The sequence below is a fragment of the Brevundimonas sp. GW821-FHT12E07 genome, assembly GCF_058807035.1.
Window position 1 is genome coordinate 332,382 of sequence record NZ_JBXAQH010000001.1, and the last position, 13,618, is coordinate 345,999.

The window sequence follows — 13,618 nt, forward strand, 5'->3', positions numbered from 1 at the left end:
TGAGTATTCCGTGAGGCGAGCGGGCGAGGGCCCCGTAGTCGATCCGGTTGCGGTGCGGCCTTTCACCCCTTAGCTGTATCCGCATGAGCTCATCCTGCGGTCACGACCATCACCACGACCGGCCCGGCGTTGACGCCATCGTGCGCGCCCTGGACGCCGCCGAGGGACGCTGCGCCGCCGAGGGCGAACGGATGACCGCCCCGCGCCGCCGGGTTCTGGAGCTGCTGCTGGCCGCCGGGGAGCCGGTGAAGGCCTATGACCTGATCGCCCGCTACGGCGAGGACGGTCAGGCCGCCAAGCCGCCGACCGTCTATCGCGCGCTCGAGTTCCTGGAGCGCAAGGGCATGGCGCACCGCATCGCCTCGATCAGCGCCTATGTCGCCTGCACCGCCGGCAATGACGCCGAGGCGCTCCCCCACGCGGCCGCCTTTCTGATCTGCGACTGCTGCGGCGCCACCGAGGAGGTCCTCGCCCCCTCGGGCCAGACCTTCTCCATCGCCGCCGACGCCGCCGGCTACGCCATCGAACGCACCACGATCGAGGGCCACGGCCGCTGTCCCGCCTGCCGGGTCGCGGCATAAGGTCCCTGAGGCCCCGGGCAGGGTTCGGCCTTACTGGTCAAGGGCGGCCCGGCTCCCTACCTTGAGGCCATGGACGCCGCCCTTCTGACCCCGCCCCGCCGCCTGTCCGTGCCGGTGAACAACCGCTGGGGCGCCGGCGAGATGTCGGTGATGGATTTCGGCAATCCGAAGCGGCCGGTCGATCTGATCTTCGTCCACGCCAACGGCTTCAACGCCGCCACCTATCGCACCCTGCTGGCGCCCCTGTCGGCCTCGCTTCGGATCTGGGCGCCCGATCTGCGCGGGCATGGCCGCACCACCCTGCCGACCCCGACCGAAGGCCGCTGGAGCTGGGCCGATCACCGCGACGACCTGACCGCCCTGATCGACGCTGTCGACGGGCCGCCGGTCATCATGTCCGGCCATTCGATGGGCGGGACCTCCAGCCTGCTGGCCGCCGCCGAGCGGCGCGATCAGGTCTCGGGCCTGGTGTTGTTCGATCCGGTGATCTGGACCCGGCCTTGGGTGACCGCGTTCAAGCTTCCCATCCTGCGCACCCTGCCCAGCCGGATTCCGCTGGCGAAGGGCGCTCTGCGCCGCCGCCGGCTGTTCGATAGCCGCGAACAGGCGGTCGCCGCCTATCGCGGGCGCGGCGCCTTCAAGGGCTGGCCCGAGATGATGCTGGCCGATTACATCTCCGACGGTCTGATCGAGACCGATCAGGGCTACACCCTGGCCTGTTCGCCGGAGTGGGAGGCCTCCAACTATGCGTCCCAGTCCCACGATCCCTGGCGGGCGGTCGAGCGGCTGGACCGTCCGGTGCGCATCCTCAAGGCCGAGATCCAGTCGACCTGCCACATGCCCTCCGACCCCCGCCGTCAGGTCACGGTCGAGACCGTCGCCGGGGGCACCCACTTCTTCCCGATGCTGAAATCCGACATCGTCCGCGACGCCCTGTTCGACGCGGCCGTCTAGGATCTAGCTAAACTCGGCCTCGAGATCGGCCAGTCTCGCGGCTTGGTCCTCGGCGATCAGGGCGTTGAGCAGGGGGTCGATGTCCCCCTCCATGATCTGCGGCAGGCTGTGCAGGGTCAGGTTGATGCGGTGGTCCGAGACCCGCCCCTGCGGATAGTTGTAGGTGCGGATGCGTTCGGACCGGTCGCCCGAACCGACCTGCGACTTGCGCGCGTCCGAGCGGGCGTTGTCCTTGGCCTGACGCTGCATGTCGTACAGGCGGACGCGCAGGTTCTTCATCGCCTTGTCGCGGTTGACGTGCTGCGACTTCTCCGACGATGTCACCACGATCCCGGTCGGGAAGTGGGTGATGCGCACGGCCGAGTCGGTCTTGTTGACGTGCTGGCCGCCCGAGCCCGAGGCCCGGAAGGTGTCGATGCGGATGTCCTTGTCGTGGATCTCGATCTCGACGTCCTCGACCTCGGGCAGGACGGCGACCGTGGCGGCCGAGGTGTGGATGCGTCCCTGCGTCTCCGTCGCCGGGACGCGCTGGACGCGGTGGACGCCGCTTTCGAACTTCAGCCGCCCGAAGACGCCGTCGCCGGTGACGGTGGCGATGATTTCCTTGTAGCCCCCGGCGTCGCCCTCGGTCGCCGAGTCCAGCTCCACCCGCCAGCCGCGGCTGGAGGCGTAGCGCGAATACATGCGGAACAGGTCGCCAGCGAAGATGGCGGCCTCGTCGCCGCCGGTGCCGGCGCGGACTTCCAGCACGGCCGAGGCGTTCTCGTCGGCGTCGCGCGGAGCCAGCAGCAGGGCGACGTCGCGTTCCATATCCGGCAGGCGGGCGGTCAGGGCCTCCAGCTCGTCGGCGGCCATGGCGGCCATCTCCGGGTCCTCGGCCATGACGGCCAGATCCTCGATCTCGCCCCGGACTTTCGCCAGCGCCTGAACCGCGTCGGCGACCGGCTTCATCTCGGCGTGCTCCTTGGACAGGCGCACGATCTCCTGACCGTCGGTGGCCGCGCCCATGCGCGCCTCCACCTGGTGGAAGCGGTCGAGCACCTGATCGAGCCGGGCCTGGGGCAGTCGCAAGGGGAGGTCGCCTGTTCTGTAAGGAGGCGCGGTCTTACTCCGGGAGGCGCTGTAATGTCGAGGAATCCGCATTCGATGCGGCGCAAGCGCGCGCTGGCGCGATTGTGACCCGGCGTCACGATCCCGTCAGGGCCGGTTACCAATCCCGGCCTCGCGCCTTAGGTCCCGTCGAGCTGTTCAGTCCGGAGACCTCCCATGTTCGACCGTATTCCCCCCTCGCATGCCGCCGCCGCTGACGCCGCCAATCACGCCCACGAAGCCGTGGAGCGCCTGTGCGCCCTCTACGACCGGCTGCTGGAACAGGTCGGTGAAGGCGGCCTGTCCGAGGCGTCGTCCGCCGAGCTGCGGGCCATGGCCGGCATCTACGACCTCGACCTTCAGCGGCCGGACGCCGAAATCTGGTCGGACCTGCGCGCCGTTCTGGTGCGCCAGACGCCCCGCCCCGCGCCGAAGACAGCCGCCACGACGGCGGTCGAGCCCCTGACCCTGCTTCTGGTCGAGGACGATCCCGAGACCGCGGCCGACCTGACCCTGGCCCTCGTCGAGGCGGGCCACAGCGTGGTCGGGCCGTTCCAGAACGCCGAGGCCGCCGAGGCCGCGGCGGCCCTCCACCTCGTCGACCTGGCCCTGCTGGATATCAATCTGTCGGGCGAGGTCACCGGCATCGACCTGGCGCGCGCGCTCAGGGACCGTTGGGGTCTGCCGTCCCTGTTCCTGACCGGCGACATCGGCGCGGCCGCCCGCCATGCCGACCTGGCCGAGGCCCTGGTGCTCAAGCCCTATACCGCCGCCCAGGTGCTGGAGGCGATCACGCGGGTGACGGCCCACCAGGGCTGAGTCGGGGCGGGGGCAGGGAGAAATACTCGCCCCCGCAGCTAGGATTTGTCGCTTTACCGACTTCGACGCCCGTTCGAGAAGTTCGTCCGTCCACCGTTCAGCCTCAGCCAGAGCCGACCCGCCCCATGCACGACTTCCTGCTCTTCCTCGCGGTCGGCTTCCTGGCGCAGTGCGTCGATGGGGCGCTCGGCATGGCCTATGGCGTCATCTCCTCGACGGTCCTGCTGGCCTTCGGGGTGCCGCCCGCAACGGCCTCGGCCAGCGTCCACGCCGCCGAGGTCTTCACCACGGCGGCCTCGGCCGGGTCGCATGCGGCCAACAAGAATGTGAACTGGAAGCAGTTCGTCCCCCTCGCCGCAGGCGGCGTCGTTGGCGGCATCCTTGGCGCCTTCGTCCTGACCACCGTCAACGGCGACGTCCTCAAGCCCTGGATCACCGCCTATCTCTCGATCATGGGTCTGGTCATCATCTGGCGGGCCACCAGGAAGACGCGCGAGCGGGTGTTTCCGGTGAAGTTCACGGGGCCGCTGGGTCTGGTCGGCGGCTTCTTCGACGCCATCGGCGGCGGCGGCTGGGGGCCGACGGTCACCACCACCATGGTCGGCTCGGGTCAGGATCCGCGCATCTCGATCGGTACGACCAATACGGCCGAGTTCTTCGTCACCGCCGCCATCTCGGCGACCTTCCTGGCCGCCCTTCTGACCGGTCACTGGGATCAGGCCGAGGGTATCGCCAGCCACGCGACGGCCGTCGCCGGCCTGATCGTCGGCGGTCTGATCGCCGCGCCCCTGGCCGGGGTCATCGCCCGCATCGCCCCGCGTCAGGTCCTGACCTACGGCGTCGGCGCCGTGGTGCTGCTGTCCGCGGGCTACCAGGCCCTGCGGCTGTTCAAGGTGATCTGAAGCCTATTCCGCCGCGACGCGGGCGGCGGTCTGGGTCGCACGAGCGGCGTCCAGTTCGGCGGCCTTGGCCTCGACCAGTTCGACGATCTCGTCGACCATCTTCGCATTGTCGAGTTTGTGGGCGATCTTGCCGTTCAGATAGACCATGCCCGAGCCCTTGCCGCCGCCGGTGAAGCCGACGTCGGTGTAGAGGGCCTCGCCCGGGCCGTTCACCACGCAGCCGATGATCGACAGCGACATGGCGGTGGAGATGTGGGCCAGCTTCTCTTCCAGCACGCCCACCGTCTCGATGACGTTGAAGCCCTGACGGGCGCAGGACGGGCATGCGATGATGTTGACGCCCCGGTGGCGCAGACCCAGCGACTTGAGGATGTCGAAGCCGACCTTGATCTCCTCGACCGGATCGGCGGCCAGCGAGACGCGAATGGTGTCGCCGATCCCGGCCCAGAGCATATTGCCCATGCCGATGGCCGATTTGATCGTGCCCGTGCGCAGCGGACCCGCCTCGGTGACCCCGAGGTGCAGGGGGCAGTCGATGGCCTCGGCCAGCTGCTGGTAGGCGGCGACCGTCAGGAAGGGATCGGACGCCTTCACCGAGATCTTGAACTCGTGGAAGTCGTGGTCCTGAAGGATGCGGGCGTGGTTGAGCGCTGACTCGACCATGGCGTCAGGGCAGGGCTCGCCGTACTTCTCCAGCAGCTCCTTCTCCAGCGAGCCGGCGTTGACGCCGATGCGCATGGAACAGCCGTGATCCTTGGCGGCCTGGATGACTTCCTTGACCCGGGCGGCGTTGCCGATGTTGCCCGGATTGATGCGCAGACAGGCGGCGCCGGCCTCGGCTGCCTCGATGCCGCGCTTGTAGTGGAAATGGATGTCCGCGACCAAGGGCACTTTCGCGGCCTTCGCGATGGTCTTGAAGGCCGCCGTGGAGTCCTCGTCGGGGCAGGAGACGCGGACGATGTCGGCGCCCGCCTCTTCCAGTTCGCGGATCTGACCGATGGTCGCATTGGCGTCCGAGGTCAGGGTGTTGGTCATCGACTGGACGCTGATGGGCGCATCGCCGCCCACGGCGACGGACCCCACCATGATCTGGCGGCTCTTGCGGCGCTCGATGTGACGCCAGGGGCGGATATGCGAATGGTCGCTCATGTCAGGCGCAAGATAGGCGCTTCATCGTGGCATGGCCATGACGGGCGCACACTTTCGCCGCCCCCCTATTGAGGCGCGACCGCCGCGTTGAAGCCCTGCTGGGCCGAGACGGCATTGGCCTGGATCACCTGACCGGTGCTGGCGGCTGCCTGATCGGCGGCGCGCTGGGCGGCGGCGGCCTGGGCGGCGACCTCGGAGGCGGTCTGGCGGGCCAGCTGTTCGGCGCGCTGGTTCAGCTGGGCCAGCGGTGTCAGGACGGCGGACAGGCCGCCGCCGTGCTCGCCGTTCAGATAGACGTCGAAGGCGGCCGGATCGGAGACGTCGACGGTGGCGGCGACGCCGGTCGGCGCGCGCCAGCTCTCGCCGGCGGCCAGCTGGCGGGCGAACAGGACGCGCCCGTCGCTCATGCGGACGACCAGGGCGGCGGCCTTCCTGGCCTGCAGCACGACCTGGGAGGCCGTTGCAGCTGCACCGTAGATGGCGCCGCGCGGATTGAACGCGGCCTGGACCGGCGTCGCCCGGGCGGCGGCGGCAGCCGCGACGGCTTCGAGATCGGTCGGGTCGATACCGGTCAGCTGGGCCTCGAGGCCGGGCGTGACGTAGAGGGCGGGCGTGGTCTGGTCCGGCGGGGCCGGGTGGGGCGCGCCGATGCTGACGGCATGCTGGCCGGGCACGTCGCCCAGGGTCCAGCTTTCCGGGATGGAGGCGATGTCCGACGGCTGCGGCGCGCGCAGCATGTTGACGCGCTGGAAAACGTTCCAGCCGACGACGGCGACCGCGATGGCCACGACGGCGGCGATGACCCGCGGCGAATAGCGGCGCACGTCCTGGAAAGCGACCCCGACCGGCGCCTGCAGCGGCACCGAGCCGTCCGGGCTTTCGCGCTTGAAGCGTTCGACCGCCAGCTGCTCGTCCAGGCCCAGGGCCTCGGCATAGGCGCGGACATAGCCGATGGCGAAGACGCGCGACGGCAGGGCGGAGAAGTCGCCTTCTTCGAGGGCGATCAGATAGCGGGTGTGGACGCGGGTGACGACCGACAGCTCGGCCAGCGAACGGCCCGAGGCCTCACGGGTGGCGCGCAGACCGGCGCCCAGAGTCGCGGCGTCGACGATGGAGGGCACAGGGTCCTTCCAGTCCGGATGTGACCGAAACTCATCGGGGACATTCCCCGTATCCAGCGCCATGAAGGCTGACCCCATACTCGGCGCGTCGTACCCCGGAACTGCGGGATGCCGATCATGCGCCGTACTCGACCAAGACGCGAACGATACCACATTGGTCTCGTTGCTCTGAGCTCCCCCCGGAGATCGTTTTTCGTCGGTGTCTGGATATCGCATTTCAGCCGGTCGTTCAACGCTCTGTTAAGCATGACGGCCACTCGCCCGGCAGGTGTGGCGCGCTCTCCTCAAAGGTGAATTCGAGGAAATTGCGCCAGGACGGGACGCGTCACACCACCACGTTCAACTTTCGCGCCAGACTTTCGATCTCATTACGGATCGATCCGGCTGAGCTGCCCAGAAGACTGGCCATGCCCCGCTTGGCGGCGGTCAGATCGGCGGAAAGGATCATCCGCTTGACCGGGCCGACGCCCCCCGCCGGCGCCGACAGCCGGGTAAAGCCCAGCGTCAACAAGGCGAAGGCTTCCAGCGGCCGGCCGGCCAATTCTCCGCACACGGACACAGGCGTTCCGGTGTCGGCGCAGGCCTTCTGGATGGCCTGCAGGGCCCTGAGCGCCGGGGGCGACAGGGGGTCGTACCGATCCGAGACCAGGGGATTGGTCCGGTCGGCGGCGTACATATACTGGAACAGGTCGTTGGACCCGACCGAGACGAAGTCGGTCAGGGGCAGGAGGGCGTCGAGGTGCCAGAGCACCGACGGGCATTCGATCATGGCTCCGACGCGCAGCAGGGCGGGCAGGGGCCGGCCGCGCCGCCGGGCCCAGTCGCATTCGACATCGACCAGTTCGCGCGCGGCGCGGAACTCGTCGACCGTGGCGATCATCGGGAACATGACGCGCAGCTCGCGCCCGGCCCCGGCGGCCAGAAGGGCGCGCAGCTGCAGCCGCAGCAGCGACGGCCGATCCAGACCCAGACGAATGGCGCGACGGCCCAGAGCCGGATTCTCCTCCCGCTCGGTCGTCTCCATATAGGGCAGGACCTTGTCGCCGCCGATGTCGAGGGTGCGGAAGGTCACGGGCCGGTCGCCGGCGGCGTCCAGCACCAGCTTGTAGAGCGCGGTCTGGCTGTCCAGACGCGGCAGCTCCTCGGAGACCATGAACTGGAACTCGGTGCGGAACAGGCCGATGCCCTCGGCGCCCGTCTCGTCGAGGTTTTCCAGATCGACGGCCAGACCGGCGTTGGTCAGCAGGGAGATGCGCGTCCCGTCGGTGGTCACGGCCGGGACGTCGCGCAGCTTGGCGAACTCGGCCTGGCGCTGGTCGCGCAGGGCAATGCGCGACTGGACGGAATCCAGCATGTCCGGGCGGGGCCGCAGATGGGCCTCGCCGGTCTCGCCGTCGACGATGACGAGGTCGCCTTCGCTGAGCCGGTCGCGCAGACCCATCAGGCGGCCAACGCAGGGGATGCCCAGGGCCCGCGCCACGATGGCCGCGTGGCTGGCGGCCGAGCCTTCTTCCAGCAAGAGGCCCTTCAGGGTCTCGCGCGGATATTCCAGCAGATCGGCGGGGCCGAGGTTGCGGGCCACCAGAATGGCGTCGTCGGGCAGTTCGCGCTGACCGGGATTGTCGCCGGCCAGCACCCGCAGCAGCCGGTTGGCCAGATCCTCGAAGTCGTGCAGCCGCTCCTTGATGTAAGGGTCGCGGGCCTTGGCGAAGCGGGCGCGGTGTTCGTTCCTGACCCGGTCGACGGCGGCCTCGGCGGTCAGGCCCGAACGCACGGCCTCGACCAGCGACCGGTTCCAGCCGCGATCGTCGGCGAACATCCGGTAGGTTTCCAGAACCTCGAACGACTGGCCGGCCAGCTTGCCCTGACCGCCCTCCAGCATGGCGTCGATGCCGCTCTTCAGATCGGCCAGACCCCGGTTCAGGGTCATTTCCTCCAGCACCGGGTCGGAGGACAGCAGCTTCTCGGGCGCCAGCGGCGCCTCGTGCAGGATGACGTGACCGAAGGCCAGACCTTCGGCGAATTTCTGGCCCTTCAGCCGTTCGGGACGGTGCGGGGCGACCTCGACGTCGCGCAGCTCTTCCTGACCCAGCAGTTCGCCCGAGGCCACGGTCTCGGCCAGGACCATGGCGATGGTCTGGATATCCTCGACCTCATCGGGATCGTAGCGGCGCTCGGCGCGGTTCTGGACGACCAGAACCCCGATGGCCCGACCGCCGCGCAGCAGGGGCGCGCCGAGGAAGGCGTGATAGGGGTCTTCGCCGGTTTCCGGACGATAGGCGAAGCTGGGATGCGACGGGGCGTCCGACAGGCTGATCGGCTGGGCCATGCGCGCCACCTCGCCGACCAGACCCTCGCCGGGCCTCAGACGGGTGTTGTGCACGGCCTCGCGGTTCAGACCCTCGGTGGCGAACAGCTCCAGCTCGCCCGAGGCGCGGCGCAGATAGATCGAACAGACCTCGGCGACCATCGACTGGGCGATGGTGCGCACGACGCGGTCCAGCCGTTCCTGGGCCGGGGCCGCGCCGGCCATGGCCTCACGGATCTGGCGCAGGAGGTTGCGAGGCCCCCTCGTCGTCAATCCGCCGCCTATAGGCATCCGCCCTCCCGTCCCGAACTCCCCAGATAGGGAGCTACTGTGACGCTATCTATAGCGCATCCAGTCCGTATGCCGAATGAAGCGCACGAACCGCGAGTTCCGCATAGGCGTCCTCGATCAGGACACTGATCTTGATCTCGGAAGTCGAGATGGCCTGGAACTTGACGCCCTTGTCGGCGAGGGCGCGGAACATGGTCTGGGCGACGCCCGCATGGCTGCGCATCCCGACCCCGATGACCGAGACCTTGGCCACGTCGGCGTCGACGCGGATTTCCTCGAATTTGATCTCGTCCTTGGCGGCGGTCATCAGCTCTTCAGCCCGGACGGCGTCGCGGCGGCCCGTGGTGAAGGTCAGATTGACCCCGCCGGCGGTGCGCGCCTGGGACTGGACGATCATGTCCACGTTCACATTGGCCTCGGCGAGGCGGGTGAAGACGTCCGCCGGGGCGTCGGTGCGGTCCGCGAGGCCCAGCAGGGTGATGCGCGCCTCGTCGCGGCTGACGGTCACGCCCGAAACGATGCGCTTTTCCACGATGTCTTCCTCGTCACAGATCAGGGTGCCGGCTCCGACCGGCAGGTTTCCGTTTTCGTCGGGTTCGACGAAGCTCGACAGGACCCGCACGGGCACCTGTTTGGCCATGGCCAGTTCGACCGACCGGGTTTGCAGCACCTTGGCGCCCAGGGACGCCATCTCCAGCATCTCCTCATAGGAGACCCGGTTCAGCTTGGTGGCCTTCTTCTCGATGCGCGGGTCGGTCGTATAGACGCCGTCCACGTCGGTGTAGATGTCGCACGGACATTCCAGCGCCGCCGCCACCGCCACCGCCGAGGTGTCGGAGCCGCCGCGGCCCAGGGTGGTGATGCGGCCGCCGGTCGTGACGCCCTGGAAGCCGGGGATCACGGCGATCTCGCCCAGATCCATGGCGGCGCCCAGCACCTCGCCCGGCACGTCCTCGATGCGGGCGCGGCCGTGGGCGTCGTCGGTGATGATCGGGATCTGCCAGCCCATCCAGCTGCGGGCGTTCAGGCCCATATTGCGCAGGGTGATGGCCAGAAGGCCGGCGGTGACCTGTTCGCCCGAGGCGACCACGACATCGTATTCGTCATCGGAGACGGGCAGGCCCTGCGCGGCCGGACCCGCGCCGTCGGTCCAGGCGACCAGCTCATTGGTCTTGCCGGCCATGGCCGAGACGACCACGGCGACCTGTTTGCCCGATTTGACCTCGGCGGCGACGATGCGCGCGGCGCGGCGGATCCGCTCCAGGTCGCCCATGGAGGTGCCGCCGAATTTCATCACCAGCCGCGAGGCCGGCGCCGAAGAGTCAGATCGTGTGGTCTCGGGCCGCGTCATCCTGGCGGTCACCCCCATCTTGCGTGAAATCGTCCGGCGGTTCATGCCACCGGGATGGCCGCTTCTAACGACACCGGAACCCTCGTGAAACCCCAAAGCGGCGCGGCTTTTTCTGAGATCGAGGATCAGCAGGCCTCGGGTCCGTCGATCGATCCGGCCGACGTCGCGCGCTTCTCGGCCCAGGCGGCCCTGTGGTGGGACGCCCGCGGCCCGTTCGCGCCCCTGCACAAATTCAACCCCAGCCGTCTGGCCTTCGTGCGCGACCGGGTCGCCGAACGGTTCGGTCGCAACACCCGCGAGCGGGCGCCGTTCACCGGCCTCAGCCTGATCGACATCGGCTGCGGCGGCGGCCTGCTGGCCGAGCCGATGAGCCGGATGGGTTTCGACGTCACCGCCATCGACGCCTCGTCCGAGAACATCGGCACCGCCCGCGCCCATGCGGAGCCTCAGGGCCTGCCGATCAAATATCGGGCCGCGACGGTGGAGCAGATGGAGGCTGAAGGCGCGGGCCCCTTCGACGTGGTCCTGACCATGGAGGTGATCGAGCACGTCGCCGATCCGGAGGCCTTCGTCCGCGCCTGTTCGCGGCTGGTCGCACCCGGCGGGATGATGATCGTCGCCACCCTGAACCGCACGCTCAAGGGTCTGTTGCTCGGCAAGTTCGCGGCCGAATACGTTCTGCGCTGGGTGCCCGCGGGGACCCACGACTGGCGCCAGTTCCTCAAGCCCGACGAGATCCGGTTGATGCTGTCGCAGGAGCCGGTCGCCGTCACCGGCCCCTACGGCCTGGCGCTCAATCCCCTGACCGGGGCCTGGAGCGAAAGCGACGACGTCGGCATCAACTATATGATGATCGCCACCCGGGACTGATGGATCCGGTCGCGGCGAAGCTTACCGCGATTTCACCTACCTTGCGGTGATGTAACGGGTTTTCCGGTCTGGGCGATGGGATGACTGGGGTATCGAAACCCCGGAGCCGTCCCATGAAACGCCTTCTGATCCTCACCGCCGCAGCCGCCGTCGCCCTGTCGACCTCGGCCTGCGTCACCGTCATCGACGCCAGTGACGACCACGACCTCGCCTGGCACGGCGAAAACGCCGAGCCCTTCGACGCCGCCCGCGACCAGTGCCGCGCCGAGAACCATGGCCGCCACGTCGAAGGCGCCTTCCGCGAATGCATGGCCCGCAAGGGCTGGCATCGCAGCTAAAGCGTCCGGACCATATAGCGGGCGTCCGGGCCGTAGCTGGCCAGCTTGGTCCTGACGGCGGCGTTCTCGCGCACCTCAAAGCCCTGTTTGGTCCAGAACCCGACCGCGTCATTGACCGCGACGAGCGCGATGGCGGGCCAGCCCCTCGACCGGGCCTGGTCCGCCAGCTGTTCGACGATGGCCCGCGTCGCTCCGGTCCCCCGCACGTCCGGACGCAGGGCGAGGTCGTGCAGATAGATGATGTCGGCGTCGTCCGGGATGGCCTCAATCAGGCTGTTCACCGGCGGCGCGCTGTCGATCCGCCACGGATAGCTGACGGCGTAGCCCAAGGCCTCTCCATCCTCATCGGCCAGCACGAAACAGCCCTGGGCCGCCAGCGCCAGCCGGTTGGCGAACATCGGCCGCCCCTCGAAATGGTCGGGGAAGCTGACGAGGGCGATGGCGGCGACGGCGTCGAGATCGGCCTCGGTCATCGGCCGCCAGTGAAGTTTGTCTATGTCGGGCATCGGGTGTTGAGGTCGGCCTTGCGGTAGGACCAGCTCATCGACTGGTCGCGGTCGCCCATATGGCCCTCGATGCGGGCGTTGAGAACATCGCCGTTTCGTTCGTAGATGACCCGCTGCGGGAAATCGTGCCCGGCGTTCTCGAACACGACGCGGGTTCCGGAGGCTTCCTTCGCGGCGAAAGCGATGGGCGGGGCGCCGTTGACGCCGGCGAAATAGGAAACGTTTCCGCCAGCGGGCGTCTGCGGCGAGATGCGGCTGGATTCGAAGGTCGTCAGCTTGCCGCCCTCGATCGTCAGGGCCGTGCCCAGCATCAGGCCGCCGCGCGGATCGCTCCAGGTCTCCGACACCTCGCGCCCGTCGTCGCAGGACAGCCAGTAGCCGCTCATCCACGACAGCTGGTCGGCCATGACAGGGTTGGGGACGGGGGCTGTTTGCAGGGCAAGGGCGGCGGCGAAGGTCGAGAGGATCATGTCGGTCTCCATCGGGTATGTGAGGCGACCCTAGAGCGGCGAATGGGGCGAGGGCTTGTAGGTTTGCGACGCGATCGAGCGGGCGAGTTCCACCTGATCCCGCGCCCACCCCGTGGCCGTACAGCCGAGGTAGCGCTGGAAGTCCCGGGCCATCTGGGGCTGGTCGAAATAGCCGGCGGCGAGACCGGCCTCGAGCCAGGAGACCGCATCGGCTTCCGGATCGTTGAGGTGATCGAAGACCCGGCGGAACCGCAGGATCGAGCGGAACTCGCGCGGCGAAATGCCGACCCGGTCGCGGAAGCGGCGCTGCAGGGCGCGCTGTTCGGCCGGACTGCGCGAGGCGGGCGGCTGTTCGGCCTGGGCGGCGTCGATCTCGGCCCGGACCTCGGGGGCGATGGACCAGCCGCCGCGGATCCGTTCGGCCTCGAGCAGGGCGACCATGACCGCGACCTGCCCCTCCGGATCGCCGGCGGGCGCCGTGATCCCGGCCAGACGCCCGGTCATGTCCACCCGCCGATCAACCGCCAGATGGGCGGACATCCCCAGCCAGTCCCGCGCGCCGTCAGGCTCGAACCGGACGGCGACCAGTTCGATCGGTCCGACGGGACGCAGGGCCAGCGGCCGGGTCATCTGGCCGGCGAACAGGGCGGGCGGCTGCAGGCGGAAGACGCCGTCGGGGCCTTCCTCCTCATAGGGGCTGCCGATGTCGAGGATCAGCTCGGGACAGCCGTCCGGCGCGATCCGCTGCACGGCGCCCGAGGGCGACGGCGAAGCATAGGTCCAGATGGTCCGCACGAAGCGGCGAAGCGACGCGGGCGGCTCGTGCTCCGCGTACCGTTCCTGATGCTCCCCCGCCCCCACGGTCATGA

The 13,618-nt window shown here is 69.0% G+C and carries 14 protein-coding genes; 6 read left to right on the plus strand and 8 right to left on the minus strand.

Annotation, left to right across the window (positions count from 1 at the left end):
- Window positions 1-83: 83 nt before the first annotated feature.
- The gene (locus AC1ROD_RS01650; protein ID WP_492946520.1) at window positions 84-581 is read left to right on the plus strand and encodes a Fur family transcriptional regulator; all 498 of its coding nucleotides are present in this window, start codon (window positions 84-86) and stop codon (window positions 579-581) included.
- Window positions 582-650: 69 nt separating this feature from the next.
- Complete coding sequence (locus AC1ROD_RS01655; RefSeq protein WP_492946521.1) at window positions 651-1,535, plus strand: alpha/beta fold hydrolase; 885 nt, start codon at window positions 651-653, stop codon at window positions 1,533-1,535.
- 3 nt (window positions 1,536-1,538) lie between these two features.
- On the opposite strand, the gene prfA is transcribed toward AC1ROD_RS01655, so the two are convergent.
- Window positions 1,539-2,606, minus strand: coding sequence for a peptide chain release factor 1 (prfA, locus tag AC1ROD_RS01660; protein ID WP_492946522.1), 1,068 nt, complete (start codon window positions 2,604-2,606; stop codon window positions 1,539-1,541).
- A 195-nt stretch (window positions 2,607-2,801) separates the two neighbouring features.
- Here prfA and AC1ROD_RS01665 point away from each other — a divergent pair, with 195 nt between their 5' ends.
- Window positions 2,802-3,443 carry a response regulator gene (locus AC1ROD_RS01665; RefSeq protein ID WP_492946523.1) on the plus strand — a complete coding sequence of 214 codons (642 nt, stop codon included), beginning with the start codon at window positions 2,802-2,804 and terminating at the stop codon, window positions 3,441-3,443.
- A gap of 125 nt (window positions 3,444-3,568) precedes the next feature.
- The gene (locus tag AC1ROD_RS01670) at window positions 3,569-4,345 is read left to right on the plus strand and encodes a sulfite exporter TauE/SafE family protein (RefSeq protein ID WP_492946524.1); all 777 of its coding nucleotides are present in this window, start codon (window positions 3,569-3,571) and stop codon (window positions 4,343-4,345) included.
- A 3-nt stretch (window positions 4,346-4,348) separates the two neighbouring features.
- Here AC1ROD_RS01670 and ispG read toward each other — a convergent pair whose 3' ends face one another.
- From ispG to AC1ROD_RS01690, 4 genes are all read right to left on the minus strand, one after another.
- Window positions 4,349-5,494, minus strand: coding sequence for a flavodoxin-dependent (E)-4-hydroxy-3-methylbut-2-enyl-diphosphate synthase (gene ispG / locus AC1ROD_RS01675; protein ID WP_492946525.1), 1,146 nt, complete (start codon window positions 5,492-5,494; stop codon window positions 4,349-4,351).
- A gap of 65 nt (window positions 5,495-5,559) precedes the next feature.
- Window positions 5,560-6,615: a helix-turn-helix domain-containing protein gene (locus tag AC1ROD_RS01680; RefSeq protein WP_492946526.1), complete on the minus strand. Its 1,056-nt coding sequence runs from the start codon at window positions 6,613-6,615 to the stop codon at window positions 5,560-5,562.
- 325 nt (window positions 6,616-6,940) lie between these two features.
- Window positions 6,941-9,214, minus strand: a complete 2,274-nt coding sequence (gene ptsP / locus AC1ROD_RS01685; protein WP_492946527.1) for a phosphoenolpyruvate--protein phosphotransferase — start codon at window positions 9,212-9,214, stop codon at window positions 6,941-6,943.
- A 49-nt stretch (window positions 9,215-9,263) separates the two neighbouring features.
- The gene (locus AC1ROD_RS01690) at window positions 9,264-10,565 is read right to left on the minus strand and encodes an aspartate kinase (RefSeq protein ID WP_492947720.1); all 1,302 of its coding nucleotides are present in this window, start codon (window positions 10,563-10,565) and stop codon (window positions 9,264-9,266) included.
- A 54-nt stretch (window positions 10,566-10,619) separates the two neighbouring features.
- Here AC1ROD_RS01690 and ubiG point away from each other — a divergent pair, with 54 nt between their 5' ends.
- Both ubiG and AC1ROD_RS01700 read left to right on the plus strand, forming a co-directional pair.
- Entirely contained in the window at window positions 10,620-11,435 is an 816-nt protein-coding gene (gene ubiG, locus AC1ROD_RS01695; RefSeq protein WP_492946528.1) for a bifunctional 2-polyprenyl-6-hydroxyphenol methylase/3-demethylubiquinol 3-O-methyltransferase UbiG, read from the plus strand.
- 113 nt (window positions 11,436-11,548) lie between these two features.
- A complete protein-coding gene (locus AC1ROD_RS01700) occupies window positions 11,549-11,773 on the plus strand; it encodes a hypothetical protein (RefSeq protein ID WP_492946529.1) in 225 nt (74 codons plus the stop codon).
- Here AC1ROD_RS01700 and AC1ROD_RS01705 read toward each other — a convergent pair.
- From AC1ROD_RS01705 to AC1ROD_RS01715, 3 genes are read right to left on the minus strand one after another with little or no spacing between them, the layout of a single operon-like run.
- Entirely contained in the window at window positions 11,770-12,279 is a 510-nt protein-coding gene (locus AC1ROD_RS01705) for a GNAT family N-acetyltransferase (RefSeq protein ID WP_492946530.1), read from the minus strand. The two genes, AC1ROD_RS01700 and AC1ROD_RS01705, sit on opposite strands and share 4 nt — an antisense overlap.
- The gene (locus AC1ROD_RS01710) at window positions 12,267-12,749 is read right to left on the minus strand and encodes a DUF6265 family protein (protein WP_492946531.1); all 483 of its coding nucleotides are present in this window, start codon (window positions 12,747-12,749) and stop codon (window positions 12,267-12,269) included. The genes AC1ROD_RS01705 and AC1ROD_RS01710 overlap by 13 nt, the downstream gene beginning before the upstream one ends.
- 30 nt (window positions 12,750-12,779) lie before the next feature.
- Window positions 12,780-13,616, minus strand: a complete 837-nt coding sequence (locus tag AC1ROD_RS01715; RefSeq protein WP_492946532.1) for an AraC family transcriptional regulator — start codon at window positions 13,614-13,616, stop codon at window positions 12,780-12,782.
- Window positions 13,617-13,618 lie beyond the last annotated feature (2 nt).

Bases quoted from the DNA above. Each gene is read 5' to 3' on its own strand.
- ptsP (WP_492946527.1), bottom strand. From the start codon at position 9,214: ATGCCTATAGGCGGCGGATTGACGACGAGGGGGCCTCGCAACCTCCTG.
- AC1ROD_RS01700 (WP_492946529.1), top strand. From the start codon at position 11,549: ATGAAACGCCTTCTGATCCTCACCGCCGCAGCCGCCGTCGCCCTGTCG.
- AC1ROD_RS01650 (WP_492946520.1), top strand. From the start codon at position 84: ATGAGCTCATCCTGCGGTCACGACCATCACCACGACCGGCCCGGCGTT.
- AC1ROD_RS01710 (WP_492946531.1), bottom strand. From the start codon at position 12,749: ATGATCCTCTCGACCTTCGCCGCCGCCCTTGCCCTGCAAACAGCCCCC.
- AC1ROD_RS01665 (WP_492946523.1), top strand. From the start codon at position 2,802: ATGTTCGACCGTATTCCCCCCTCGCATGCCGCCGCCGCTGACGCCGCC.
- ispG (WP_492946525.1), bottom strand. From the start codon at position 5,494: ATGAGCGACCATTCGCATATCCGCCCCTGGCGTCACATCGAGCGCCGC.
- AC1ROD_RS01670 (WP_492946524.1), top strand. From the start codon at position 3,569: ATGCACGACTTCCTGCTCTTCCTCGCGGTCGGCTTCCTGGCGCAGTGC.
- AC1ROD_RS01655 (WP_492946521.1), top strand. From the start codon at position 651: ATGGACGCCGCCCTTCTGACCCCGCCCCGCCGCCTGTCCGTGCCGGTG.
- AC1ROD_RS01690 (WP_492947720.1), bottom strand. From the start codon at position 10,565: ATGACGCGGCCCGAGACCACACGATCTGACTCTTCGGCGCCGGCCTCG.
- AC1ROD_RS01705 (WP_492946530.1), bottom strand. From the start codon at position 12,279: ATGCCCGACATAGACAAACTTCACTGGCGGCCGATGACCGAGGCCGAT.
- AC1ROD_RS01715 (WP_492946532.1), bottom strand. From the start codon at position 13,616: ATGACCGTGGGGGCGGGGGAGCATCAGGAACGGTACGCGGAGCACGAG.
- ubiG (WP_492946528.1), top strand. From the start codon at position 10,620: ATGGCCGCTTCTAACGACACCGGAACCCTCGTGAAACCCCAAAGCGGC.